This window comes from Sulfitobacter sp. 1A13679, assembly GCF_043557115.1.
Taxonomy (GTDB): Bacteria; Pseudomonadota; Alphaproteobacteria; order Rhodobacterales; family Rhodobacteraceae; genus Sulfitobacter; species Sulfitobacter faviae.
Map to the genome: position 1 here is coordinate 24,353 of NZ_JBIFFO010000022.1, position 23,434 is coordinate 47,786.

Genomic DNA, 23,434 nt, shown 5'->3' on the forward strand with positions numbered 1-23,434 from the left:
AGGGTCGCCTTTTGCGTTTCAAGAGAGGCTCAAGCCTCGTGCCACGCGCGGTCACCCTTGTCGTCTTTGACGCGAGTGGGCAGGCCGATGTCGTCGAGCAGACTGAAGAGGGGCTTGGGGTCCAACTCTTCGACATTGACCATGGTGGCGGTGTCATAGGTGCCATCGGCGATCAGCATCGCAAAGGCCACCGGCGGCACGCCCGCGGTGTAGGAAATGCCTTGGCTGCCCACTTCGTTATAGGCGTCCTTGTGATCGGCGACGTTATAGACAAAGACCTCAACCTCTTCGCCGTCCTTCACGCCTTTCACCAGATCGCCAATGCAGGTCTTGCCGGTGTAGTTGGGCGCAAGGCTCGACGGGTCGGGCAGCACGGCTTTCACCACTTTCAGCGGCACGACCTCCAGCCCCTCGGCGGTGGTTACAGGCTGTTCGGAGAGCAGCCCGAGGTTCTGCAGCACGGTGAAAACGTTGATGTAGTGATCGCCAAAGCCCATCCAGAAGCGCACGTCGGCCTGCGGGTAGTTTGCGGACAGCGAATGCACCTCGTCATGGCCCGACAGATAGGCCTTCTGCTTGCCCACCACGGGCAGGTCCCATTCGCGGCCCACTTCGAACATCTTGTTCTCTTGCCACGCGCCTTCCTGCCAGCTGTAGACCGTGCCGGTGAACTCGCGGAAGTTGATCTCGGGGTCAAAGTTGGTCGAGAAATACTTGCCGTGGTTGCCCGCGTTGATATCGACGATGTCGATGGATTTGACCTCATCCATGAATTCATCCACCGCGAAACGGGCGAAGGCGTTGACCATGCCGGGATCGAAACCGGCGCCGAGGATCGCGGTCACGCCCGCTTCGGCGCAGGCCTCGCGGCGCTTCCACTCGTAGTTGCCGTACCACGGTGGGGTCTCGCAGATCTTGGTCGGGTCTTCGTGGATCGCCGTGTCGATATAGGCAGCACCGGTGTCGATGCAGGCCTGCAGCACGGTCATGTTCACGAAAGGCGAGCCCACGTTAATCACGATTTGGCAGCCGGTCTCCTTGATCAGGGCGGCCACGGCATCGGTGTCCATCCCGTCGACGGCATGCGCCTTGAAGACGCCATCCTGCTTCATCGCGTTTTTCTCATGCACGCTTGCGATGATCGCCTCGCATTTGGAGAAGGTGCGGCTGGCGATATGCAAGTCACCCAAACGGTCATTATTCTGCGCGCATTTATGCGCCACGACCTGTGCGACGCCGCCCGCGCCGATGATAAGAACATTGCGTTTCATAGTGTTGACCTCTTTCCTTGTCACGACAGGGCGGCGGCGAAATCGTCATAGTCGAAATCGCGCACCATTCGGGTGGTTCCGTCCAACTCGCGCACCGCGATGCCGGGCATCTTGACGCCGTTGAACCAGCTTTTCTTGACCATCGTGTAACCGGCAGCGTCCTGGAACGAGAGCCGGTCGCCCGCTTTCAGCGGCGCATCAAAGCGAAACTCGCCAAAGATATCGCCCGCAAGGCAGGACTTGCCGCAGATCATCCATTCGTGGTCACCGCTGTCGGGGCTCACCTTCGCAGGCTCACGGTAGATCAGCAGATCGAGCATATGCGCCTCGATGGAACTGTCGACGATGGCAAGGTTCTTACCGTTGAACATCGTGTCGAGCACGGTGACCTCCAGCGTCGCCGCGCCGGTAATCGCGGCCTCCCCGGGCTCCAGGTAGACCTGCACGCCAAAGCGGTCGGCAAAGGCCTTGAGCCGCAGCGCCAGATCGTCGAGCGGATAGCCCTCGCCGGTGAAGTGGATGCCGCCGCCAAGGCTGATCCACTCCATCTTATGCAGCACCGCGCCGAAGCGGTCTTCGATCAGGGTCAGCATCTCATCGAAACGGGCGAAGTCGTCATTCTCGCAGTTGTTGTGAAACATCAACCCGCTGATCCGGTCGGCGACCGCGTCGATCGCTGCCGGATCATGCTCGCCCAGACGGCTGAAGGGGCGGGCGGGGTCGGCGAGATCAAAGTCCGAGGTGGAAACGCCGGGGTTCACCCGCAGCCCGCGGATATGGCCCGCGGATTGCGCATCGAACTTGTCGAGCTGGCCGATGGAGTTGAAGATGATCTTGTCGGCATGGCCCAACACCTCGTCGATCTCATGCCCGGCATAGGCGACCGAATAGGCATGGGTCTCACCGGGGAATTTCTCGGCCCCCAGTCGCACTTCGTAGAGCGACGAGGAGGTCGAACCGTCCATATACTCGGACATGAAGTCAAAGACCGACCATGTGGCGAAGCACTTCAGCGCCAGCAGGCAGCGCGCACCGGAAAGCGCGCGGAGGCGGGCGATCGTTTCCATATTGTCGCGGAGATTGGCCTTGTCGATCAGGTAATAGGGTGTCTGCACGTCGAAAACCTTTCTGCGCGGCCGGAGGGCAAGCTCCGGGAGGGAAAAGACCCACTGAATGTGCTGTCGTGGTTGGCCCCGCCGGGGGGCATTTCCGGGGGCGCTTCGCATATTTTGCGCAAGCAACGCAATTGTAAAAAACGCGCGGGCTGGGCTGCGCGCGCGTTTCTGTGGGGGTAACTGTAGCGCCGGACAGGCAAAGGTCCACCGCCATGTGATTTTTGGTTAGCCCTGCGGGTAGCCGATGCCCTTCAGCGCCGTGCGGATTTCGTCCAAGATCGCCGGGTCGTCGATGGCGGCGGGGGTCTTGAAATCCTCCCCATCGGCGATCTTCACCATCGTCGCGCGCAGGATCTTGCCCGAGCGGGTCTTGGGCAGGCGGTCCACCACCACGGCCTGTTTGAAGGCGGCGACGGGGCCGATCTGCTCGCGCATCCGGGTGACGCATTCGGCGACGATTTCCTCATGCGGGCGGTCGACACCCTTGGTCAGGCAGAGAAACCCGACCGGCATCTGCCCTTTGAGCTCATCGCTCACCCCCACAACGGCGCATTCCGCCACGTCGGGGTGACCGGCCAAGACCTCTTCCATCGCGCCGGTCGAGAGGCGGTGGCCCGCGACGTTGATCACGTCATCGGTGCGCGCCATGATCCAGACATAGCCGTCCTCGTCGATCCGGCCCGCATCGCCGGTCTCATAATAGCCGGGGAAGGTACTGAGGTAGGATTTGCGAAAGCGGTCTTCGGCGTTCCAGAGCCCCGGCAGGGTGCCGGGGGGCAGGGGGAGTTTGATGGCAATCGCGCCCAACTCTCCGGCAGGCAGCGGGTCACCGCGCTCATCCAAAATCTGCACGTCATAGCCCGGCATCGGCACGGTTGGGGAGCCGACCTTGACCGGCAGCGCCTCAAGCCCCGCCGGGTTGCCGACGATGGTATAGCCGGTCTCGGTCTGCCACCAGTGATCGTAGACCGGCTTGCCCAATTTCTCCTGCGCCCATTCGACGGTATCGGGGTCCGCCCGCTCCCCCGCGAGATAGAGCGCACGCAGGCTCGACAGGTCGTATTTTTTGGTCTCCTCGCCCTCGGGGTCTTCGCGTTTAACGGCGCGAATGGCGGTGGGGGCGGTAAAGAAGCTCGCCACGCCATGTTCCTCAATCACCCGCCAGAAGGTGCCCGCATCGGGCGTGCCCACGGGCTTGCCTTCGAACACGACGGTGGTGTTCCCGGCGATCAGCGGCGCGTAGCAGATATAGCTGTGCCCCACGACCCAGCCCACGTCCGAGGCGGCCCAAAAGACTTCTCCCGGTTCGACGTTATAGACGTTTTTCATGGTCCAGTTCAGCGCCACCAGATGCCCCGCCGTGGGCCGCACCACGCCCTTGGGCGCGCCGGTGGTGCCGGAGGTATAGAGGATATAGGCCGGGTGGTTCCCCTCCACGGGCACGCAGGGCGCCGGGCGCACGCCGTCTTGGGCGGCGTACCAATCGATGTCCCGCTCGGGGTTCAATTCGCAGGGTTTCTGGCCGCGTTGCAGGATGATGCAGGTGTCAGGCTTGTGGCTGGCCTGTTCGATGGCTCCGTCAAGCAGCGGTTTGTAATCCACCACCCGCGACGGCTCCACCCCGCAGGAGGCGGCGATGATCGCCTTGGGTTTGCAATCGTCGATCCGCACCGCCAATTCGCTAGAGGCGAAACCGCCGAAGACCACGGAATGGATCGCGCCGATCCGCGCGCAGGCCAGCATCGCCTCAACCGCTTCGGGGACCATGGGCATATAGATCACCACGCGGTCGCCTTTTTCCACGCCTTGGGCCACCAGCGCCCCGGCGAGCGAGGCGACATGGGCCTGCAACTCCCCATAGGTAAGGGTGGATTTGCTGCCGGTGATCGGGCTGTCATGGATGATCGCTACGCGTTTGCCGTTGCCTTGGTCGACATGGCGGTCGACGGCGTTGTAGCAGGTGTTCACACTGGCATCCGCGAACCATTCATAGATATGGTCGCCCCGGTCAAACAGCGCGCGCGTCGGCGCGATGTCCCAGTCGATCGCTTCGGCTTGCTCTAGCCAATAGGCTTCCGGGTCGGCTTTCCAGCGGTCGTAGGTGTCGCGATATCCCATGGTGTTCCTCCTCCTGTTGCGCTGTGCGGCAAACCCGCGGGCCGGGTATAGGTGCAGTGTCGCGCAATTATTTCCAGTCACTCTGGCCGCTTAGAAAGATTTCGGCAAGCGGAACGCTATTGTTCCTGTCAGTCGCGCCGCGTCATGCTAGATTGGGCGGAAATTCACTGTTTTTCCGGAGCCTGCCATTATGCGTCTCGCCCTTTCCCTGCCTCTTGCATCCTGCCTTGCCATCGTTGCCGCGCTGCCTGCGGCGGCGCAGGACCGTAGCATCAACTTCGCCCTCCGCGGCGGTGTCGGGGCGGCGCCGGATTATCCGGGCGCCAGCAGCTATCGCGCGACGCCGGATCTGGCCTTTACCTTCGGTTCGCTGGAATGGGGCGGGCGCAAGATCGGCACCAACATCGGCGAAGCGCCCAAGACCGGTTTCGGCTTCACCGGCGCGTTCCGCTATCTGGGCGAACGTGACAGTTCCGATCACGCGGAACTTGCGGGGCTTGAGGATATCGACGCGGCGGTCGAACTGGGCTTTGGCGTGGTCTACCGCGAGGTGAACTGGCAGGTCTTCGGCAAGGTGCGCCGTGGCTTTGGCGGCCATGAAGGCGTGACTGGCGACATCGGCGCCGATGTGATCTTCCGCCCCGATGAGCGTTGGACCATCACCGCAGGCCCGCGTTTCAGCCTTGGCAACGACACCTATGCTGACACCTATTACGGCGTCGACACCGCCACCACGAACTTCGCCGCGTATGAAGCCGGTGGCGGTCTGCTCGGCGCTGGTGTCGAGGTTGAGGCGACCTATCGTTTGGATGACGCTTGGGCGCTGGAAGGGGCCGTGGCCTATCAACGCCTGCTGAATGACGCTGCCGACAGCCCGATCACACAGGCCGGGTCAGAGGATCAGTGGACCATGCGCATTGGCGTCAGCCGCGCCTTTACTTGGCGGTTCTAAACGGCGTTGCGCCGCCCTTTGGGGGGCGGCGCTTTCTCTTGCCTTAGCCGTAATGCGCGACCGGCGTGCCCGCGATGGCGCCCACGTTCAGCAGACCGCGCGCGGTGATCGAGGGCGACACGATATGCGCCCGGTTGCCCATCCCCATCAGGATCGGCCCGACCTCAAGCCCGTCGCCCTTCATTTTCAGGATGTTGCGCACGCCCGAGGCAGCATCGGCATGGGCAAAGACCAGCACATTGGCGGCCCCTTCCATCCGGTTGCAGGGCAGCAGCCGCGCGCGCAGTTCGGCATCAAGCGCGGTGTCGATGTTCATCTCACCTTCGTAGACGAAATCATGGTTGCCCGCGTCGAGGATCTCCAGCGCCGCGCGCAGACGTTTACCCGACCCTTCGCCCTGATTGCCGAACTGGCTTTGTGAGCAGAGCGCCACTTTCGGCTCGATGCCAAAGCGGCGGACGTGACGGGCGGCCCCGATGGCGATCTCGGCGATCTGTTCGGGGGTGGGGTGCAGGTTCACTTGGGTATCCGCGATAAAAAGCGGCCCGTCTTCGAGGATCATCATCGACAGCGCGCCATGCGGGCGGAAACCGTCGCGGCCCAGCACTTGGTTGACGTAATTGAGGTGCCAGCCAAACTCGCCAAAGGTGCCGCAGATCAGGCTGTCGGCCTCACCGCGGTGCACCATGACCGCGCCAATGGCGGTGGTGTTGGTGCGCATGATGGCGCGCGCGATGTCGGGGCTGACGCCGCGGCGGCACATCAGGCTGTGGTAGGTCTCCCAATAGTCGCGGTAGCGGGGGTCATTCTCGGGGTTCACCAGATCGACGTTTTGGCCCAGTTGCAGGTTCAGACCCGCCTTTTCGATGCGCCGTTCGATCACCTCGGGGCGGCCAATGAGGATGGGCCGTTCCACCGTCTCTTCGATGATCGCTTGCGCGGCGCGCAGCACGCGTTCGTCCTCCCCCTCGGCAAAGACCAGACGGCGGGGGGAGGAGCGGGCGGATTCGAAGACCGGGCGCATGATCAGCGCGGATTTGAACACCGACCCGTCGAGTTTGCGTTTATAGGCGTCGAGGTCTTCGATGGGCCGCGCGGCCACGCCCGTCTCCATCGCGGCCTTGGCCACGGCGGAGGAGACGACGCCGATGAGGCGCGGATCAAAAGGTTTCGGGATCAGATATTCTGCGCCAAAGGTCAGCTGTTCGCCCTGATAGGCCGCTGCCGCCTCCGCGCTCGTGGTGGCGCGGGCGAGGGCGGCGATGCCGTCGATACAGGCGATCTTCATCTCGTCGTTGATCGTGGTCGCACCCACGTCCAGCGCGCCCCGGAAGATGAAGGGGAAGCAGAGCACGTTGTTGACCTGATTGGGAAAATCGCTGCGCCCTGTGGCGATGATCGCGTCCGGTGCCACGGCGCGGGCCACATCGGGCAGGATTTCCGGCGTGGGGTTCGCCAGCGCGAAGATGATCGGGCGTTTGGCCATCTTCGCCACCATCTCGGGCGAGAGCACACCGGGACCGGAGAGGCCGAGGAAGAGGTCGGCCCCGTCGATCACATCGTCCAGCGTGCGCAGGTCGGATTTCTGCGCATATTCGGCCTTGCTGGGGTTCATATCCTCGGTCCGGCCCTCATAGACCAGCCCGTTGATGTCGCAGAGCCAGACGTTCTCACGCTTCACGCCGAGTTTCAGCAGCATATTGAGGCAGGCAATGCCCGCAGCCCCGCCCCCCGTCGAGACGATCTTGATGTCCTCGAAACGCTTTCCCGCCACATGCAGCGCGTTCTTGACCGCAGCGCCGACGACGATGGCGGTGCCGTGCTGGTCATCATGGAAAACGGGGATGTTCATGCGCTCGCGGCAGATCTTCTCGACTACGAAACAGTCGGGCGCCTTGATGTCTTCGAGGTTGATCGCGCCAAAGCTCGGCTCCATCGCGCAGACGATCTCGGCCAGTTTCTCGGGGTCGGATTGATCAAGCTCGATGTCGAAACAGTCAATATTGGCGAATTTCTTGAAGAGCACGGCCTTGCCCTCCATCACCGGTTTCGAGGCCAGCGCGCCGATATTGCCCAGGCCCAGCACTGCCGTGCCATTGCTGACCACGGCCACCAGATTGCCGCGCGAAGTATAGCGCGCGGCGGTGTCGGGGTCGTTTTTGATCTCGATGCAGGCCTCGGCCACGCCCGGTGAATAGGCCCGCGCCAGATCGCGGCCATTGGCCAGCGGTTTGGTCGCGCGGATCTCCAGTTTCCCGGGCCGGGGGTGTTCGTGGTAATCCAATGCAGCTTGGCGCAGGTTGGGGGTGTCGGACATCGTTTATGCTTCTCCCGAATAATGGTTTAGCGTTAAACTAATTTTCGCGCGCAAGCAAAGCGGCTTTTGGCGGGGGCGGTCTAGGTGCCGGTTGGCTTTGCCCCAGCGTCGCCCTTGCAGGTCATTTTGCGCGGGCCTTTAAGAGGCGATTGAGGCGACATGTGGTTTTGCATCGCACAGGGCGGGGCAATTTTCTATAGTCCGAGAAAAGGGAGAGCTTAATGACTGATTTGCGCGACGCGGCTGTGTTGGTGCGGGAAAACGCCCATGCGCCCTATTCAAATTTCAAGGTCGGCGCGGCGATCCGCACCGCCTCGGGGGCGGTGTTCAGTGGCTGCAATGTCGAAAACGTCGCCTACCCGCAGGGCACCTGCGCCGAGGCGGGTGCGATTGCCGCCATGGTGGCGGCGGGCGAGCGTGAGATCGCCGAGGTCTATGTCGTGGCGGGCAGCGAGATGCCCGTGACGCCCTGCGGCGGCTGCCGCCAGAAATTGGCGGAATTCTCGGGCGGGGATGTATCCGTGACCATGGCCACCGTGGCGGGCAAGGAACAGCAGACCACCATGGGCGACTTGCTGCCGGGGGCCTTTGGCGCCGCCCATATGCAGGGTTAACCGCATGAGCGCCCGGGACATTCTAGCGCGGCTGCGCCATGGTGAGGCATTGGACGCAGAGGCGCTGACCTGGATGGCCGGGGCGCTGGCCGATGGCCGTGTCAGTGACGCGCAGGCCGGAGCCTTCGCCATGGGCATCTGCCTGAATGGTTTGGACCAGCCGGGTCGCGTGGCCCTGACCCTTGCGATGCGCGATTCGGGGCAGGTGTTGGACTGGTCGTTGGACGGCCCCGTGCTCGACAAACACTCCACCGGCGGGGTGGGCGATTGCGTCTCATTGATCCTCGCCCCCGCACTGGCCGCCTGCGGGGCCTATGTGCCGATGATCTCGGGCCGGGGGCTGGGGCATACGGGCGGCACGCTCGACAAGCTTGAGGCGATCCCCGGCGTCAGCACGCAGTTGGAAGAGGCGCGGTTTCGCGACGTGGTGCGGGACGTGGGTTGCGCCATCGTCAGCGCCAGCGGCGACATAGCCCCGGCGGATCGGCGGCTTTATGCGGTGCGGGATGTGACCTCGACCGTGGATTCGCTCGACCTGATCACCGCGTCGATCCTGTCGAAAAAGCTCGCCGCTGGGCTGGATGGGCTGGTGCTGGACGTGAAGGTCGGCTCGGGCGCTTTCATGAAGGAGCTCGCGCAGGCGCGGGCCTTGGCCGAAGCGCTGAGCGGCACCGCCACGGCGGCGGGTTGCCCGACGACGGCGGTCATAAGTGACATGAACCAGCCGCTGGTACCGAGCCTTGGCAACGCGCTGGAAGTGGCCGAGGTGATGCGGGTGCTGACCGGGGCGGTGACGGGGCCGATCCTTGATGTGACGGCTGAATTGGGTGGCGGGCTTCTTGCCAATGGCGGTCTGGCCGCGACGGCTGAGGCGGGGGCCGAAGCCCTGCGCGCGGCGGTCCGCGATGGCCGCGCGTTGGAGCGTTTCACCCGGATGCTCAGCGCCATGGGCGCACCTGCCGATTTCGCCGAAAACTGGGAGCGCATTCTGCCCAAAGCCCCGGTGATCCGAACGGTTCCCGCGCCGCGCGGCGGCTACTTGAGCGCGATCGACGGCGCGGCACTCGGCATGGCGGTGGTCAATCTCGGCGGGGGCCGGGTGGTCGAGGCGGACCAGATCGACCCGGCGGTGGGCCTGTCGCAGGTGCGGCGCTTGGGCGATGAGGTCCGCGCGGGCGCGCCTTTGGCCACGATCCACGCTGCGGGAGAGGCGGCTGCGGATGCGGCAGAGGCGGCGGTTCTGGCGGCGATCACGCTAGGGGACAAGGCGGTTGAAGCGCCGGATTTGATTTTGGAAAGGATCGGCTGATGGGACGTGCATTCTTGGTCGTGATCGATTCCGTGGGCATCGGCGGTGCGCCGGACGCGGGGGATTTCTTTAACGGTGATCTGCCCGATACCGGGGCCAATACGCTGGGTCATATCGCGCAGGCCTGTGCCGCGGGGAAGGCCGAAGAGGGGCGGAGCGGGCCGCTGGCCCTGCCCAATCTCGACCGGTTGGGTATGGGGGCCGCGCTGAAGCTGGCCAGCGGGATGGAGGCGCCGGGGCTGGGTGCTGCGCCCGAAGGCCGCTGGGGGGCTGCGACGGAGGTTTCGCAGGGCAAAGACACCCCCTCGGGCCATTGGGAATTGGCCGGGCTGCCGGTGCCTTGGGCATGGCATTACTTCCCGGATGAGACGCCTGCCTTTCCCGCCGCCCTGACCGCAGAAGTCGCGCAGTTGGCGGGCACCGATGGCATTTTGGGCAATTGCCACGCCTCTGGCACGGCGATCATCGAACGGCTGGGGGCGGAGCATTGCGAAAGCGGCTGGCCGATCTGTTATACCTCTGCCGACAGCGTGTTCCAGATCGCCGCGCATGAAGAGACCTTTGGCCTCGACCGCCTGTTGAAGCTTTGCCAAGACATCGCGCCGCGGCTGCATGAGATGAAGGTGGGCCGTGTCATCGCGCGGCCCTTCACCGGGGAAGTGGGCGCCTTTGAGCGCAGCGCGAACCGGCGCGACTATGCCATCACGCCGCCCAAACCGGTGCTGACCAACTGGGTGCAGAACGCCGGAGGGCGGGTCTATGCGGTGGGCAAGATCGGCGACATCTTTACCATGCAGGGCATCGACGAGCTGCGCAAAGGGCCGGATGCCAAGCTGATGGATCATCTGCATGATCTGGTGGGTGAAGCCGAAGAGGGCAGCCTGACCTTCGCCAATTTCGTGGAGTTCGACAGTCTTTACGGGCACCGCCGCGATGTGTCGGGCTATGCCCGCGCGTTGGAGTGGTTCGACGCCGAGATCGGCAAGGTGATCGCGGCGCTGCGCGAGGGCGACATGCTGGTGGTCACGGCGGACCATGGCAATGATCCGACATGGGCGGGCAGCGATCACACCCGCGAAAGGGTGCCGGTGCTGGTCGCCGGGACCGGGGCAGAGGCGTTGGGGCATATCGGCTTTACCGATGTCGCAGCCCTCGTCGCCGGGCATCTGGGGGTAGAGGTGCCGCAGTAGCCGCGCAGCCTTTGCTTGCGAGCGGGGCGCTTGTGCGGCTAGAAGCAGGGCAAATAAAGGAGCCTGCCGCATGACCGATACCCCCAATCACCTGACGATCGTCGACCATCCGCTGGTGCAGCACAAGCTGACCATCATGCGCGACAAAGCCACCTCGACCGCCGTCTTCCGGCAGTTGCTGCGCGAGATCAGCCAGCTTTTGGCCTATGAGGTGACGCGCGGCCTGCCGATGACGACCAAGCGGGTCGAGACCCCGATGCAAGAGATGGACGCGCCAACGCTTGACGGCAAGAAACTGGCGCTGATCTCGATCCTGCGGGCGGGCAACGGGCTGATGGACGGGGTGCTCGAATTGATCCCCTCGGCGCGGGTCGGCTTTGTCGGTCTCTACCGTGACGAAGAGACCCTCCAGCCGGTGCAGTATTACTTCAAAGTGCCCGAGGCGATGGAAGACCGTCTGGTCATCGCCGTGGACCCGATGCTGGCCACCGGCAACTCCTCGGTCGCGGCGATCAATCTGCTGAAAGAGGCAGGCGCCACCAATATCATCTTCCTCTGCCTGTTGGCCTCGCCCGAGGGGGTCGCCACGATGAAAGCGGCGCATCCGGACGTGCGCATCGTCACGGCCTCGCTGGACGAGTCCCTCAACGAAAAGGGCTATATCATCCCCGGTTTGGGCGACGCAGGAGACCGGATGTTCGGCACCAAGTGATCGGGTAAGTTTCGCTAATCGGCGCGCGGTGCTTTACTCAGGCCGCGCGCTGATGCATCGTTCTACCAGATAGTGTGGGGGCATTAGATGACACTTACCAGAAGTATTGCCATGGCGATGATCGTCGCAGCCTTGGGTGTCGGCGGATCGCAGACCCAAGCGCAGGACAGCCGCAGCCAACCGGCAGAGTTTCCGCCGTCCTCTTACAAGGGCAAGCAATATGTCGACAGCGCGGGATGTGTGTTCATCCGCGCGGGCATTGACGGCAATGTGTCATGGGTGCCCCGCATGAGCCGTGCGCGCCAGCAAATCTGCGGTTTCCAGCCCACAAACGGCGTGAAAGTGGCAGAGGCAAAGGTTGAGGCGGCGCAGACCAAAGTCGACCCCGCCCCGGCCAAGAGGCCCCCCGCCCGTGTCGCCGAAGCGCCTGCGCCCAAGGCGAAGCCGAAAGCCCCCGTGGCCCGGCCCGCGCCGCAAAAAGTGGTGCGCCGTGTCGCGCCAGCCCCGGCGCGGAGCGCTGCCCCCAAAGTCGTGCGCGAGACCGCGCCGCGGCCCGTGCCCGTGGTGCCCAGCAAACCCGTCGCGCTGGCCGCCCCGGCACCGGCTGGCTTCGTCACCGCTTGCCCCGGCGCGTCGCCCCTGTCGCAGCGCTATATGCGGCGCGGGGATGGGTATAGCGTGCGCTGTGGTCCGCAGGCGGAGCCGATTGTGACAGGGCGTCTTGCCCCTTCCAGCCCGCAGCGCGGCACCGCACCGCAGCCCTACCGCAGCGCGAGTATGATGCCCGGCGTTGCCGCTGCACCCGCGCGGATCGTGGCCCCTGCCGCCGTCGCCGCTCCGGTGGTCAGCGCCAAGCCCGCCCGCGCCGTGGGCACGCAGACGCGGATCGTGCCGAAACATGTGGCGATCAATCGGGTGAACACGACCAATGTGAAAGTCCCGAAAGGGTATCGGAAGGTCTGGGAGGACGACCGTCTGAACCCGCACCGGGCGGAGCAGACCTTGGAAGGCCGCGCCGACATGCTGTTGGTCTGGACCCAGACCCTGCCGCGCCGTTTGGTCAACAAGGCCACCGGCGAAGACGTGACCGCCAAAGTGCCGCTGATCTATCCTTATCTCGATATCGAGACACAGCGCCGCAAGCTGGGGCGGGTCAAGATCGTCGAGCGCGATGGCCAATTGGTGAAACGGGTGCTGCGCTACCGCAACGCCGCGCCGATCCATCGGGATGCCCGCCCGATCAAGAAGGCCCCCGTCTATTCCAGCCGCTCGGCCCCGACAGCCCAGCCCAGCACCAAAGCGGGCTATGTGCAGGTCGGTGTCTTCGGCAGCCCCGCCAATGCGCAGCGCGCGGCGCGGCAGATTGCGGCCTTGGGCCTGCCCGCCCGCATCGGCAAACAGAGCCGTGGCGGCAAGACCTATCACAGCGTTCAGGCGGGCCCCATCGCGGGCGGCTCTGCCCAAGCGGCGCTTGGCCAATTGCGCCGGGCAGGATACCGGGACGCCTATCTGCGGCGCTAAGCGTTTTGCAATGAAGGAGAAAGGCCAGCCGAGGTTTCCCCGGGCTGGCCTTTTTCTTGGGCCAATCCGTCAGCCGCCGCAGATGCTTTGCAATCTCAGCCAATCGGCATCCGACATCAGCGGCGCGGTCAGCTTGCCGTTCATCGGGTCACCTTCGATCAGGGGCAGGGTGCTTTCGCCGGTGATGTCACGGGCAAAGGCATAGGGTTTGCTGCGCAGCTCGGCCTTGGCAAATCGCGCCAGTTGAGCCTCGACCTGCGGGGTCGCGGCGGGGCGCATCAGCAGTTGCTCGGCATAGGCATCCAGCGCCGCGGAAGAGATATCGCCGGTGGTCAGCAGGCGGAAATTCTCGCGCAGGCCCACGGCCTCCAGAAGGGCGCGCAGCGGGTCATGTTCCCGGCGCGCCACATCCTCGGTCAGCACATAGCCCGCGGCGACATCGGGCTCTTCGTAATCCTCCAGCACCGCGCGGTCGAGCACGATGAGACGGCCCGGCAGATGCAGGCTGGCGCGGGTCATATCGGGCAGGATCGCCACGCGCCCGACCTCCAACCGTTTGGTGAGCCGCGCCAGCGCGGCGCTGCCGCCGGGGCTTTCGCAGGCGGGGCCAGAGACGCGTTCAAGCCGCTTGAGCAGCGCCGTGCCCAAAGAGACACGTTTAACCTCTGGCACCACTTTGATCGCATGATCGCGCAGGGCGCCGGGCATCCAAAAGACCGCCAGCGCCGCCACCACTGCGACGGAGGCCAGCATGCCGACCGACCGCAAACGCCCCGGCTTGGGGCGGCTGCGGTTGATCGCGCGGCGCAGCTTTTCGATGGCCTCGATCATCTCGGTTTCATTGTCGGGCAGTTCCAGCGTTTCGCCCGGATCGCCGTCGGGATGATAGAGCGCGGGGGTCTGGCCGGGGTTGGCCCTGTCGACGGCGGCCAGCGACCAATGGGTCAGCGCCTGATCCTTGAGATCGCTGATCACCAGCGTCGCGTCACCGATAGAGACGATCACCTCGCGCCGCTGCGCATCGGGCGTGGCGCGCCAAAGGCCCGTCGCTTCGAGCCGGGCGTATTTTGTCAAGGCGGTCATGGGGTTCTGCTGCGGGCCTGTCAGTTTTCGCCACTCTACCACGCGCTGCGGGATCAGCAATGGCAGGTGACATAATGCCCCGCCTTAGAGGGCCGCTGCCTGTTTGCGCAATTCGAACTTCTGGATCTTCCCGGTGGAGGTTTTGGGCAGTTCGCCAAAGACCACGCGCTTGGGCGTTTTGAACCCGGCAAGGCGCGCGCGGGCGAAGGCGATCAGCGCCTCTTCGCTGGCCTCTGCCCCCGGTTTCAGCTCGACAAAGGCGCAGGGCACTTCGCCCCATTTCTCATCCGGTTGCGCCACCACGGCGGCGAGGTTGACCGCGCCGTGGCCCATCAATACGCCCTCGACTTCGACGCTCGAAATATTCTCTCCGCCCGAGATGATGATGTCCTTGGCGCGGTCTGCGATCTGGATGTAGCCGTCGGGATGCTGCACCGCGATGTCGCCGGAGTGGAAGTAGCCGCCCGCAAAGGCTTCAGCCGTGGCCTCGGGGTTCTTGAGGTAGCCTTTCATCACCGCATTGCCGCGGATCATGATCTCGCCCTGCGCCGCGCCGTCGCGCGGGGTTTGGGCCATCTCGGCGTCCATCACGGTGATCTCTTCCATCATCGGCATGGCGACACCTTGGCGCGCTTTGATCCCGGCGCGCTCAGGCTCTGGCAGCCCTTCCCATGCGCCTTGCCAGAGACATTCGGTGACATGGCCAAAGGTCTCGGTCAGCCCATAGACCTGCGTGACGTTGAACCCCAGCTTTTCGATCTTCGACAGGGTCGCGGGGGCCGGGGGCGCGCCCGCGGTGAAAACCTCGACGCGGTGATCGAAGGCGCGGCGGTCTTCTTCGCCCGCGTTGACCAGCATGTTCAACACGATGGGCGCGCCGCCGAAATGGGTGACGCCGTGATCGGCGATGGCGTCATAGATCGCCGCCGCGGTGATGTCGCGGCAGCAGACCAGCGTGCCGCCCAGAAGCGGCATCATCCAAGTGTGGTTCCAGCCGTTGCAATGAAACAGCGGCACGATCTGCATGAAGACCGGGCGCAGCACCATCTGCCATGAGATTACCGTGCCCATGGTCATCAGGTAGGCGCCGCGGTGGTGGTAGACCACGCCCTTGGGCCGCCCGGTGGTGCCGGAGGTGTAGTTGAGCGCGAGGCTCTCCCATTCATCTTCGGGCATGATCCAGTGAAAATTCGGATTGGCTTCGGCCAGAAGGTCTTCGTATTGCGGGTGCCGCCCGCTGGCAGGGAAACCGGCGGCAGGGTCGGGCACTTCGATGATCGCGGGGCAGGTGCCTTCTATCTGCGCGCAGGCCTCTTCGGCCAGCGGCAGGAACTCGGTATCGACCAGCAGCACCTTGGCGCCGCCGTGGTCGAGGATATAGGCCACCGTGTCGGGATCGAGGCGAATGTTGATGGTGTTGAGCACGGCCCCGCAGGCGGGCACGCCGAAATGCGCCTCGGCCTGTGCGGGGAGGTTGGGGATGAGGGTGGCGACCACGTCGCCCGGCGTCACGCCGATCTCGGCCAGCAGGGCGGCGAGCCGGGTGCAGCGGTCATGGTACTGGGCATAGGTGACGCGGTGGTCGCCGTGGATCACCGCCGTCTCTCCGGCAAAGACCTCAGCCGCCCGGCGCAGATGCGACAGCGGCGTCAGTGCCACAAAGTTCGCCGCGCATTTCTCAAGCCCGCGTTCGTCCGACATCCACCCCATGCGACCCCTCCCAAGGCATTGGCTGCGATTTGGGGTTGAGTATTGCTGCCCGGGCGTGACTTTGAAAAGAGGGCAGGAAGGAAAAGGAGGGCAGATGCAGGACACAGCAGTGAAATCGGGGCTGGCGGCGCTTTGCGCGGTGAGCGGTATGGCGGCTTTGGGGCTGACCGACAACTTCGTCCCCTTCATTACCGAGCGCGGGTCGCTCTGGCAGTTTCACTTCGTGCGCGGGCTTTTGGCGGTGGCCATTCTGATGGTGCTGGCGGCCTTCGGTTTCGGCATTCTGCGCCCCCGGCGCTTCTGGGCTGTGGCGGCGCGCAGCCTGTTTCAGGCCGATGTTGATCTATTTCGGCTGTCTGGCCTTTCTGCCCATCGGAGTGGTGGTTGCCGGGCTCTTCACCTCGCCTCTTTTCGTGCTGATGATCTCGGCCCTGTTTCAGGGCAAGCGCGTGGGACCGTGGCGGTGGGGAGCCGTGGCCGTGGGCTTTGCCGGGGCCTTGATGGTGATCCGCCCTGACCCGAGCGATCTTGACCCCGTGGCCTTCCTCCCGCTGTTGGCCGGGGCGCTCTACGCAATCGGCGCCGTGGCGACGCGGGCGTGGTGCGAGGGGGAGAGCACGATGGTGATGACCGCGGGCTTCTTCGGCATGTTGGCTGTCATGGGCGGCATCGGTGTCTTGGTTCTGCCGGGGGCGGAGATGGCGGGGGCCGAAGGTTTCGTCAGCCGCACATGGGGGCCGCTCGACGGCGCGATGTGGTTCTGGATCGCGGTGCAGGCGGTGGGCTCGCTCATCGGCATCGGTTTTCTGGTGCGCGGCTACCAACTGGGAGAGGCCGGGCATGTGGCGATTTTCGAGTACTCGCTGCTGATCTTCGCCAGTTTCTGGGCCTATATCCTCTGGGACCAAGAGGTGCCGCCCTTGGCATTCGCGGGCATGGCGCTGATCGCACTGGCCGGGGCGGTGATCGCCCTGCGCAGCGATGAGCCTTCGACCCTGCGCGCGCCGGAGGCGGTGGAGTGATCATCAGTCGCGGTCGGCGTTACGTCTTCGTTCATATCCCCAAGACCGGGGGCACCTCACTGGCGCTGGCGCTGGAGGCGCGCGCGATGAAAGACGACGTGATGCTGGGCGATACGCCGAAAGCGCGGAAGCGGCGGCGGCGGGTGCAGGGGGTCGAGACCGCGGGGCGGCTGTGGAAGCACTCGACACTGGCGGACATCGATGGGCTGGTGCGCGCTGAGGAATTGGACGATCTGTTCTGCTTCACGCTGGTGCGCAACCCGTGGGACCGGGTAGCGAGCTACTATCGCTGGCTGCGGGGGCAGGGGTTCGAGCATCCGGCGGTGGCGCTGGCGAAGGCGACGGATTTCGCTGGGTTCCTGCGGCAACCGCAGACGCAAGCCAGCCTGCGGGCATGGCCCGCGCGGCGGTATATGCGGGATGCGGCGGGGCGGGAGCGCTGTGATCTCTATATCCGGCTGGAGCATTTCGCAGCGGATGCGACGCCGTTGTTTGAACATCTCGGTTTCGAGTTGGAATTGCCGCGGGTGAATGCTTCGGAAGGGGTGGCGGCCTATACACCCGAGTTGCGCGATTTGGTGTCGGAGATCTGCGCCGAGGACATCGCGCGGTTTGGCTACGGTTACGAAGAACACTAGGCCCGGAATCAAGCCGTAGGCGCCGGGCCATCGCCTGCCCGCCCCGTCACGCCAGAGGCATGCAGGTACAGTTAGGGCGCACCTCCGGTGCGACCGGGTAGGCGATTTGATGAGGCAGGGCGCGCCCTCGCGGGCGCACATCATGGCTGCACCATAAAGTGGTATAAAGCCACGTCGCATCGCCGACCCGCGGGCAGGCGATGACCCTCCTACCAATAAAAAGGGGCGCCGAAGCGCCCCCTCTCTCCCTTACGCCGCCTTGGCGTCCGGGTTGAACCGTCCGTAGAAACTCTGGTTCTTCTGCGCCATATCGCGCAGCAGGTCCGGACAGGCAAAACGCTCACCGTATTTCTCGGTCAACTCGTCACAACGCTCCGCCGCGTAGGGCGCGCCGATCATGTCGAGCCAGCTCAGCGGGCCACCCGACCACGGCGCAAAGCCCCAGCCGAGGATCGCGCCGACGTCGCCCTCCCGGATATCCATCAAGACACCTTCCTCCAGCGCACGCACGGCTTCCAAGGTCTGCGAGAACAGCAAGCGGTGCTGCACCTCGATCATTTCGGGTTGCTCATCGGCGACGGGGTACTTGTCCCCCATGCCCTGCCACAGACCCTCGCGTTTGCCCTTGGCATCATAGCTGTAGAAACCGGCGTTGGCCTTGCGGCCCAGACGGCCTTCCTCTTCCATCCAGAACACCAGCGGGTCGATGTCGTCGTTGGGGTATTCATCACCCATCGCCGCCTTGGTCGCCCGGGCAATCTTGGCGCCCAGATCGATCGAGGTCTCGTCCATCAACTGGAGCGGGCCGAGCGGCATCCCAACCAGCTTCGCGGCATTCTCGATCAGCGCAGGCTCGACACCCTCCTGCACCATGCGCACACCCTCGTTGATGTAAGGAATGATACAACGGTTGGCGTAAAAGAAACGCGCGTCGTTGACCACGATCGGGGTCTTGCGGATCTGGCGCACGTAATCGAGCGCCTTGGCCACGGCCCGGTCACCGGTCTCTTGCCCCTTGATGATCTCCACCAGCAGCATCTTCTCGACCGGCGAGAAGAAGTGAATGCCGATGAACTGCTCCGCGCGGCTCGACGCTTTGGCCAGATCGGTGATCGGCAGGGTCGAGGTGTTGGAGGCAAAGATACAATCCTCGGGGATCACGGCTTCGACCTTTTGGGTCATCTCGGCCTTCACCTTGGGGTCTTCGAAGACCGCCTCGATGATCAAATCACACCCCTTCAGCGCCTCGAGATCGGTGGTGGCGGTGATCAGATCGAGCGCCTTGGCCTTCTTCTCGGGCGTGGCTTTCTTACGGGCGATGCCCTTGTCGAAATAGCCCTCGGTATAGGCCTTGCCGCGGTCCGCGGCCTCCTGCGTCTGGTCGATCAGCACCACCTCGATCCCGGCCTGCGCCGAAACCAGCGTGATGCCGGCACCCATCATGCCCGCCCCCAGCACGCCCAGTTTCTTCACGCGCTGGTCCGGCACGCCTTCGGGACGCACGGCGCCTTTCTCCAGCGCCTCCTTGTTAAGGAAGAGCGAGCGGATCATGTTGCCCGACGACGGGTTCATCAGCACGTTGGTGAACCAACGCGCCTCGACCTTGAGCGCTGTGTCGAAGGGCACCAGCGCACCTTCGTAGACCGCCGACAAAAGCCCCTTGGCCGCCGGATAGACACCTTGGGTCTTGCCGTTAACCATCGCGTTGGCGCCGACGAAGGTCATGAAGCCTGCCGGGTGGTAGGGCGCGCCGCCGGGCATCTTGTAGCCCTTGGCATCCCAGGGTTTCACCAGATCGGCGTCCTTGGCGTTCAGTACCCAGTCGCGCGCCGCGGCCATCGGGTCTTCGCTGACCTCATCGATGATCCCGGCCTTCTGCGCGGCGGCGGGGGCGACCATCTTGCCTTCCAGAAGGAAGGGCGAGGCCGCCATGGCGCCGAGCTTGCGCACCATCCGCGTGGTGCCGCCCGCACCCGGGAAGATGCCCACGAGGATCTCCGGCAGGCCGATGCGCGCCTTGGGGTTGTCGGCGGCAAAGGTGCGATGCGTGGCCAGCGGCAGTTCCAGACCGATGCCCGCGGCGGTGCCGGGGATCACGCAGGCCACGGGCTTGCCGCCCTTGTTGGTCTTGGGGTCCATGCCCGCGCGCTCGATCTTGCGCAGCAAGGCGTGCATCTGCATCGTGCCCTCGAAAAGCCCCTTGGCCGGATCGTCGCCCGCGTCTTCCTTCATCTTGGCTAGCAGGTTCAGGTCCATGCCCCCGGCAAAGGAGCCTTCCTTGCCGGAGGTGATGACGATGCCCTTGACGGCATCATCGGCCAGCGCGTCGTCGATGTGCTTTTCCAGATCGCGCAGACCCTCGAAGGACATGACGTTCATGCTCTTGCCCGGCACGTCCCAGGTGATGGTGGCGATGCCTTCGGCATCCTTGTTCATTGTGAAATCGGTCATTCTCTTGCTCCCTTCGCGGCTCACACGCGCTCGATGATGGTGGCGGCGCCCATGCCCGACGCGATGCAGAGCGTGGCCAGCCCCACTTCCTTGTCGGCGCGCTCCATCTCATCAAGCAGGATGCCGATGATCATGGCGCCGGTGGCGCCCAGGGGGTGGCCCATGGCGATGCCGCCGCCGTTCACGTTCACTTTGCTGTCGTCCACGTCGAAGGCCTGCATGAAGCGCAGCACCACGGCGGCGAAGGCCTCATTGACCTCGAACAGATCGATGTCGCCGATCGTCATGCCGTTGTCCTTGAGGATCTTCTCGGTCACCGGCACCGGGCCGGTCAGCATGATGGTGGGATCGGTGCCGATCTTGGCGGTGGCGCGGATGCGGGCGCGGGGCTTCAGCCCATGCTGCTCGCCGAACTCCTTGTTACCGATCAACACCGCGGCGGCGCCGTCGACGATGCCCGACGAGTTGCCCGCGTGGTGGATGTGGTTGATCCGCTCAAGATGCGGGTATTTCATCAGCGCGACCTTGTCGAAACCGGGCATGACCTCGCCCATCTGCTGGAAGGCGGGGTTCAGGCCGCCAAGGCTCTGCATGTCGGTCTGCGGGCGCATGTATTCGTCGCGGTCGAGGATCGCGAGGCCGTTCTGGTCACGCACGGTGATGACGGATTTGTCGAAGCGGCCCTCTTCCCAGGCCCGCGCGGCGCGCTGCTGGGACTGCATGGCCAGTTGGTCGGCCTCGTCGCGCGAAAAGCCGAACTCGGTGGCGATGATGTCCGCCGAGATGCCCTGCGGCACGAAGTATTTCTCCATCGCCAGCGTCGGGTCCACGGCGATGGCCGCCCCGTCGCTGCCCATGGCCACGCGGCCCATCATCTCCACACCGCCGGCGATATAGCCGTTGCCCGCGCCGCCTTTGACTTGGTTCGCAGCGAGGTTCACGGCCTCCATGCCCGACGCGCAGAAGCGGTTGATGGCCAGACCCGGGATGCGCTCATCAAGGTCCGAGGCCAGCACCGCCGAGCGGGCCAGGCAGCCGCCCTGTTCCATCACCTGGGTGACGTTGCCCCAGATCACGTCCTCGACGGCATGGCCTTCGAGGTTGTTGCGCTCCTTGACGGCGTTCAAGGTCTGGGCCGAGAGCCGCAGCGAGGTCACCTCGTGCAGGGCGCCGTCCTTGCGGCCCTTGCCGCGCGGGGTGCGCAGGGCGTCGTAGATGTATACGTCTTGGGTCATGTCATGTCCTCCGGGTCAGGCGCGGTCAGCAGGGCTGCCGGGCATCAAATCATAGGGGGCTTTCCAGCCCGGTGTTTCGCTCAGACGCGTAAGCCACGCGTCGATATGGGGCCAGTCGCTGCGGTCGAAACCGAAAGGCTCGGGGTAATAAAGATACCCGCAGCAGCTGAGGTCCGCGTTGGTGATGTCGTCGCCCGCGATCCAATCGCGGCCGTCGAGATGGTCGTTCAGCACGCCGTAGGCGGCCTTAAGCCGGCCCTGGTTGAAGGCGATGACCTCGGCGGGGCGCTTGTCTTCGGGCAGGAAGTTCATCAGAAAACGGGTCATCCCGGCAACGGAGCTAAGCTTGTGGTTATCCCATAGCACCCACCGCAGGATTTCGCGCCGTTCCGTCGCGTCGCGCCCGCCGAATTTGCCCGACTTTTCCGCAACGTAATCTTGAATCACGCCCGATTGGGTGAGCCGCAGATCGCCGTCGATCATCACCGGCGCCTCACCCATGTTGTTGATCTGCGCGCGGTAGTCGGGCTGGCGCATCTCGCCGCCGAAGAAGTCCACCTTCACCGGCTCCCAGTCGAGCCCGGACAATTCGAGCGCAAGCGCCGCCTTGTAGGCGTTGCCCGATTCGCCAAAGCAATAAAGCTGTATGGTCACCTGTCATTCCTCCTCTTCTGTCGACGCCCGCTGAAATGTCGGAAGGTATTTGTGAAAGGATGAAGGGGGCAGGGGGCGCCTTATCTTCATCCTTTTTCAAATACCTCTGCGCCGGTGTTTAAACCCGCGCACGGCTAGAGGTTGCGCGCGATCAGTTCCTTCATGATCTCATTGGTGCCGCCGTAAATGCGCTGCACCCGCGCATCGGCCCACATTTCGCCCACGGCATATTCCTGCATGAAGCCGTAGCCGCCGTGCATCTGCAAGCAGACATCCAGCACCTCGCCTTGGGTGTCGGTGAGCCAGTATTTCTGCATCGCTGCCTTGTCGACGCTGAGTTCGCCGCGCAGGTGTTCGCTAATGCATTCGTCGAGGAAGGCGCGGGCCACCGCGGTCTTGGTTTTGACCTCGGCGAGTTGGAAGCGGGTGTTCTGGAACTGGGTCAGCGGGCCGCCGAAGGCTTCGCGTTCCTTGCAGTATTGGATGGTGCGCGCCACGGCGCCTTCCATCGCGCCCACCGCGCCGCAGCCGATGATCAAGCGTTCCTGCGGCAGTTGCTGCATCATCTGGTAGAAGCCCTGGCCCTCGTCCTGGCCGAGGATGTTTTCGGGTGGGATCTCGACATTGTCGAAGAAGAGCTCGGAGGTGTCGGCGGCATGCAGGCCGATCTTGTCGAGGTTGCGGCCGCGCTGGAAACCTTCGGCCTTGTCGGTTTCCACGACGACGAGGCTGACGCCCTTGGAGCCTTCCTTGGGGTCGGTCTTGGCGGCCACGATGATCAGGTTGGCGTGCTGGCCGTTGGTGATGAAGGTCTTCTGGCCCGAGAGTTTGTAAGCGTTGCCCTCGCGGATCGCCTTGGTCTTGATGCGCTGCACGTCCGAGCCGGTCGAGGGTTCAGTCATCGCCAATGCGCCGACCAGCTCGCCCGAGACCATCTTAGGCAGCCAGCGTTGTTTCTGGTCCTCGGTGCCATAGGCGAGGATGTAATGCGCCACGATGCCGGAGTGGATGCCGTGGCCCCAGGAGGCGAGGTTGGCGCGGGAGCCTTCGATGAGGATCGCGGCCTCATGGCCGAAGTCGCCACCAGCGCCGCCGTATTCCTCGGGCACCGAGGGGCAGAGCAGGCCCAGTTCACCGGCTTGGGCCCATGTGTCACGGTCCATCTGGCCTTGTTTGCGCCATTTCTCGAACTTGGGCGCCCATTCGGTATTGATGAACTGCGCCGTCATATCGGCGATCATCTGGTGTTCGTCGGTCATCCAGCTGGATGTTTTGGTCTGCATCTTCTGGCCCCCTCCCCAAGGGTTCAGCGTTTGCGGGCGTCCAGTTCGGCGTTGAACAGGCGCAGCCGCGCGATCAGGTTTTCTTCGTTCATGACCGAGTTGAAATTCTCGAACAGGAACGACAGCGCTTCCCCCTCATCAAGACCTGCATCCGTGCTGAACTTCTTCAGCCTGCGGTAGCCTTCTTCGGTCATGGCGACGGGGAAGCGGCGGGTCAGGCGGAAGCGTTTGGGCATGGT

20 protein-coding genes are annotated in these 23,434 nt (G+C 64.3%); 9 read left to right on the forward strand and 11 right to left on the reverse strand.

The window, feature by feature from the left end; genetic code table 11:
• Positions 1-29: 29 nt before the first annotated feature.
• From ACGYLA_RS15900 to ACGYLA_RS15910, 3 genes are all read right to left on the reverse strand, one after another.
• On the reverse strand, positions 30-1,271 hold the full coding sequence (locus ACGYLA_RS15900) for a saccharopine dehydrogenase family protein (protein ID WP_394433776.1): 1,242 nt from the start codon (positions 1,269-1,271) through the stop codon (positions 30-32).
• 20 nt (positions 1,272-1,291) lie between these two features.
• A complete protein-coding gene (locus tag ACGYLA_RS15905) occupies positions 1,292-2,386 on the reverse strand; it encodes a carboxynorspermidine decarboxylase (RefSeq protein WP_394433778.1) in 1,095 nt (364 codons plus the stop codon).
• A 225-nt stretch (positions 2,387-2,611) separates the two neighbouring features.
• On the reverse strand, positions 2,612-4,504 hold the full coding sequence (locus tag ACGYLA_RS15910) for a propionyl-CoA synthetase (protein WP_394433780.1): 1,893 nt from the start codon (positions 4,502-4,504) through the stop codon (positions 2,612-2,614).
• Positions 4,505-4,694: 190 nt separating this feature from the next.
• On the opposite strand from ACGYLA_RS15910, the gene ACGYLA_RS15915 reads away from it, so the two are divergent.
• Complete coding sequence (locus ACGYLA_RS15915; protein WP_209218232.1) at positions 4,695-5,456, forward strand: MipA/OmpV family protein; 762 nt, start codon at positions 4,695-4,697, stop codon at positions 5,454-5,456.
• Positions 5,457-5,499: 43 nt separating this feature from the next.
• Here the strand turns inward: ACGYLA_RS15915 and ACGYLA_RS15920 are convergent, their stop codons facing one another.
• Positions 5,500-7,773, reverse strand: coding sequence for an NADP-dependent malic enzyme (locus ACGYLA_RS15920; RefSeq protein ID WP_394433782.1), 2,274 nt, complete (start codon positions 7,771-7,773; stop codon positions 5,500-5,502).
• A gap of 221 nt (positions 7,774-7,994) precedes the next feature.
• On the opposite strand from ACGYLA_RS15920, the gene ACGYLA_RS15925 reads away from it, so the two are divergent.
• The 5 genes from ACGYLA_RS15925 to ACGYLA_RS15945 all read left to right on the forward strand — a co-directional run bounded on the left by ACGYLA_RS15925 (position 7,995) and on the right by ACGYLA_RS15945 (position 13,119).
• Positions 7,995-8,387: a cytidine deaminase gene (locus ACGYLA_RS15925; RefSeq protein ID WP_394411399.1), complete on the forward strand. Its 393-nt coding sequence runs from the start codon at positions 7,995-7,997 to the stop codon at positions 8,385-8,387.
• Between the two features lie 4 nt (positions 8,388-8,391).
• Positions 8,392-9,696, forward strand: coding sequence for a thymidine phosphorylase (locus ACGYLA_RS15930; protein ID WP_394433785.1), 1,305 nt, complete (start codon positions 8,392-8,394; stop codon positions 9,694-9,696).
• The gene (locus tag ACGYLA_RS15935) at positions 9,696-10,886 is read left to right on the forward strand and encodes a phosphopentomutase (RefSeq protein ID WP_394433787.1); all 1,191 of its coding nucleotides are present in this window, start codon (positions 9,696-9,698) and stop codon (positions 10,884-10,886) included. Before ACGYLA_RS15930 ends, ACGYLA_RS15935 begins: the two co-directional genes overlap by 1 nt.
• Positions 10,887-10,956: 70 nt before the next feature.
• The gene (gene upp / locus ACGYLA_RS15940; protein WP_067263778.1) at positions 10,957-11,598 is read left to right on the forward strand and encodes a uracil phosphoribosyltransferase; all 642 of its coding nucleotides are present in this window, start codon (positions 10,957-10,959) and stop codon (positions 11,596-11,598) included.
• An 87-nt stretch (positions 11,599-11,685) separates the two neighbouring features.
• Positions 11,686-13,119 carry an SPOR domain-containing protein gene (locus tag ACGYLA_RS15945; RefSeq protein ID WP_394433789.1) on the forward strand — a complete coding sequence of 478 codons (1,434 nt, stop codon included), beginning with the start codon at positions 11,686-11,688 and terminating at the stop codon, positions 13,117-13,119.
• 69 nt (positions 13,120-13,188) lie between these two features.
• Here the strand turns inward: ACGYLA_RS15945 and ACGYLA_RS15950 are convergent, their stop codons facing one another.
• Both ACGYLA_RS15950 and ACGYLA_RS15955 read right to left on the reverse strand, forming a co-directional pair.
• On the reverse strand, positions 13,189-14,202 hold the full coding sequence (locus ACGYLA_RS15950) for a hypothetical protein (protein WP_394433791.1): 1,014 nt from the start codon (positions 14,200-14,202) through the stop codon (positions 13,189-13,191).
• A gap of 84 nt (positions 14,203-14,286) precedes the next feature.
• Positions 14,287-15,912: an AMP-binding protein gene (locus tag ACGYLA_RS15955; RefSeq protein ID WP_394433793.1), complete on the reverse strand. Its 1,626-nt coding sequence runs from the start codon at positions 15,910-15,912 to the stop codon at positions 14,287-14,289.
• Between the two features lie 94 nt (positions 15,913-16,006).
• Between ACGYLA_RS15955 and ACGYLA_RS15960 the strand changes: the two genes are divergently transcribed.
• Genes ACGYLA_RS15960 through ACGYLA_RS15970 form a run of 3 tightly spaced genes read left to right on the forward strand, consistent with a single transcriptional unit; the run spans position 16,007 to position 17,572 of the window.
• Complete coding sequence (locus tag ACGYLA_RS15960) at positions 16,007-16,429, forward strand: hypothetical protein (RefSeq protein WP_394433795.1); 423 nt, start codon at positions 16,007-16,009, stop codon at positions 16,427-16,429.
• Entirely contained in the window at positions 16,362-16,934 is a 573-nt protein-coding gene (locus tag ACGYLA_RS15965; RefSeq protein ID WP_394433797.1) for a DMT family transporter, read from the forward strand. Before ACGYLA_RS15960 ends, ACGYLA_RS15965 begins: the two co-directional genes overlap by 68 nt.
• Positions 16,931-17,572, forward strand: coding sequence for a sulfotransferase family 2 domain-containing protein (locus ACGYLA_RS15970; protein WP_394433799.1), 642 nt, complete (start codon positions 16,931-16,933; stop codon positions 17,570-17,572). Before ACGYLA_RS15965 ends, ACGYLA_RS15970 begins: the two co-directional genes overlap by 4 nt.
• A gap of 249 nt (positions 17,573-17,821) precedes the next feature.
• Here the strand turns inward: ACGYLA_RS15970 and ACGYLA_RS15975 are convergent, their stop codons facing one another.
• From ACGYLA_RS15975 to ACGYLA_RS15995, 5 genes are all read right to left on the reverse strand, one after another.
• A complete protein-coding gene (locus ACGYLA_RS15975) occupies positions 17,822-20,023 on the reverse strand; it encodes a 3-hydroxyacyl-CoA dehydrogenase NAD-binding domain-containing protein (RefSeq protein ID WP_394433801.1) in 2,202 nt (733 codons plus the stop codon).
• A 20-nt stretch (positions 20,024-20,043) separates the two neighbouring features.
• The gene (locus tag ACGYLA_RS15980) at positions 20,044-21,258 is read right to left on the reverse strand and encodes an acetyl-CoA C-acetyltransferase (RefSeq protein WP_209218222.1); all 1,215 of its coding nucleotides are present in this window, start codon (positions 21,256-21,258) and stop codon (positions 20,044-20,046) included.
• 15 nt (positions 21,259-21,273) lie between these two features.
• Positions 21,274-21,912 carry a glutathione S-transferase family protein gene (locus tag ACGYLA_RS15985; RefSeq protein ID WP_394433803.1) on the reverse strand — a complete coding sequence of 213 codons (639 nt, stop codon included), beginning with the start codon at positions 21,910-21,912 and terminating at the stop codon, positions 21,274-21,276.
• Positions 21,913-22,046: 134 nt separating this feature from the next.
• Positions 22,047-23,195 (reverse strand): acyl-CoA dehydrogenase family protein, encoded by a 1,149-nt coding sequence (locus ACGYLA_RS15990; RefSeq protein WP_394433805.1) that lies wholly within the window; start codon positions 23,193-23,195, stop codon positions 22,047-22,049.
• 23 nt (positions 23,196-23,218) lie between these two features.
• On the reverse strand, positions 23,219-23,431 hold the full coding sequence (locus tag ACGYLA_RS15995; protein ID WP_067261198.1) for a hypothetical protein: 213 nt from the start codon (positions 23,429-23,431) through the stop codon (positions 23,219-23,221).
• Between the last annotated feature and the right edge of the window lie 3 nt (positions 23,432-23,434).

Excerpts from the sequence above, each read along its gene's own strand:
- ACGYLA_RS15995 (WP_067261198.1), bottom strand. The coding sequence starts at position 23,431 with ATGCCCAAACGCTTCCGCCTGACCCGCCGCTTCCCCGTCGCCATGACC.
- ACGYLA_RS15910 (WP_394433780.1), bottom strand. The coding sequence starts at position 4,504 with ATGGGATATCGCGACACCTACGACCGCTGGAAAGCCGACCCGGAAGCC.
- ACGYLA_RS15920 (WP_394433782.1), bottom strand. The coding sequence starts at position 7,773 with ATGTCCGACACCCCCAACCTGCGCCAAGCTGCATTGGATTACCACGAA.
- ACGYLA_RS15935 (WP_394433787.1), top strand. The coding sequence starts at position 9,696 with ATGGGACGTGCATTCTTGGTCGTGATCGATTCCGTGGGCATCGGCGGT.
- ACGYLA_RS15975 (WP_394433801.1), bottom strand. The coding sequence starts at position 20,023 with ATGACCGATTTCACAATGAACAAGGATGCCGAAGGCATCGCCACCATC.
- ACGYLA_RS15925 (WP_394411399.1), top strand. The coding sequence starts at position 7,995 with ATGACTGATTTGCGCGACGCGGCTGTGTTGGTGCGGGAAAACGCCCAT.
- ACGYLA_RS15945 (WP_394433789.1), top strand. The coding sequence starts at position 11,686 with ATGACACTTACCAGAAGTATTGCCATGGCGATGATCGTCGCAGCCTTG.
- ACGYLA_RS15950 (WP_394433791.1), bottom strand. The coding sequence starts at position 14,202 with ATGACCGCCTTGACAAAATACGCCCGGCTCGAAGCGACGGGCCTTTGG.
- ACGYLA_RS15900 (WP_394433776.1), bottom strand. The coding sequence starts at position 1,271 with ATGAAACGCAATGTTCTTATCATCGGCGCGGGCGGCGTCGCACAGGTC.
- ACGYLA_RS15960 (WP_394433795.1), top strand. The coding sequence starts at position 16,007 with ATGCAGGACACAGCAGTGAAATCGGGGCTGGCGGCGCTTTGCGCGGTG.
- ACGYLA_RS15980 (WP_209218222.1), bottom strand. The coding sequence starts at position 21,258 with ATGACCCAAGACGTATACATCTACGACGCCCTGCGCACCCCGCGCGGC.
- ACGYLA_RS15990 (WP_394433805.1), bottom strand. The coding sequence starts at position 23,195 with ATGCAGACCAAAACATCCAGCTGGATGACCGACGAACACCAGATGATC.
- ACGYLA_RS15930 (WP_394433785.1), top strand. The coding sequence starts at position 8,392 with ATGAGCGCCCGGGACATTCTAGCGCGGCTGCGCCATGGTGAGGCATTG.
- ACGYLA_RS15915 (WP_209218232.1), top strand. The coding sequence starts at position 4,695 with ATGCGTCTCGCCCTTTCCCTGCCTCTTGCATCCTGCCTTGCCATCGTT.
- upp (WP_067263778.1), top strand. The coding sequence starts at position 10,957 with ATGACCGATACCCCCAATCACCTGACGATCGTCGACCATCCGCTGGTG.
- ACGYLA_RS15955 (WP_394433793.1), bottom strand. The coding sequence starts at position 15,912 with ATGGGGTGGATGTCGGACGAACGCGGGCTTGAGAAATGCGCGGCGAAC.